This is a genomic window from Burkholderia sp. BE17, from assembly GCF_009362305.1.
GTDB lineage: Bacteria > Pseudomonadota > Gammaproteobacteria > Burkholderiales > Burkholderiaceae > Burkholderia > Burkholderia pyrrocinia_C.
The window spans coordinates 1-364 of the sequence record NZ_WHNU01000129.1 but is presented as its reverse complement, the minus strand read 5'-3'; the positions used below and the strand labels follow the sequence as shown (position 1 = coordinate 364).

General features: G+C 47.0%; 1 protein-coding gene and 1 rRNA gene. One reads left to right on the top strand and one right to left on the bottom strand.

What is annotated here, in order from left to right:
• Positions 1-84 (top strand): 16S ribosomal RNA (locus GD429_RS40160); the annotation flags it as partial.
• Here the strand turns inward: GD429_RS40160 and GD429_RS41555 are convergent.
• Positions 74-364: hypothetical protein (locus GD429_RS41555; protein ID WP_227792275.1), on the bottom strand; the 291-nt coding region annotated here is incomplete at its 5' end. The genes GD429_RS40160 and GD429_RS41555 overlap by 11 nt on opposite strands.

The following is a 364-nucleotide window of genomic DNA, read 5'->3' as shown; positions in this document are numbered from 1 at the left end:
ACGGTCACCACGGTAGGATTCATGACTGGGGTGAAGTCGTAACAAGGTAGCCGTATCGGAAGGTGCGGCTGGATCACCTCCTTTCCAGAGCTTCTCGCAAAATTGAGCGCTCACGCTTATCGGCTGTTGATAAAGACAGAAACTCTAGCTGTCTGCGGTTAAACCGGTTATAATGCCGGCCGCTTTCAATAATCCTCAATGACAAATATTCGAATGAAGTTTGGTTCGAGTCTTTTTCATTGGCGATTGAGCCAGTCAGAGTGATACGTAGTAGGTATCGGCTGTCGTTCTTTAACAATCTGGAAGAAGTAAGTAATTTGGATAGCGGAAGCGTCTCGAGATGGACGTGGAAACTATCCGGGTT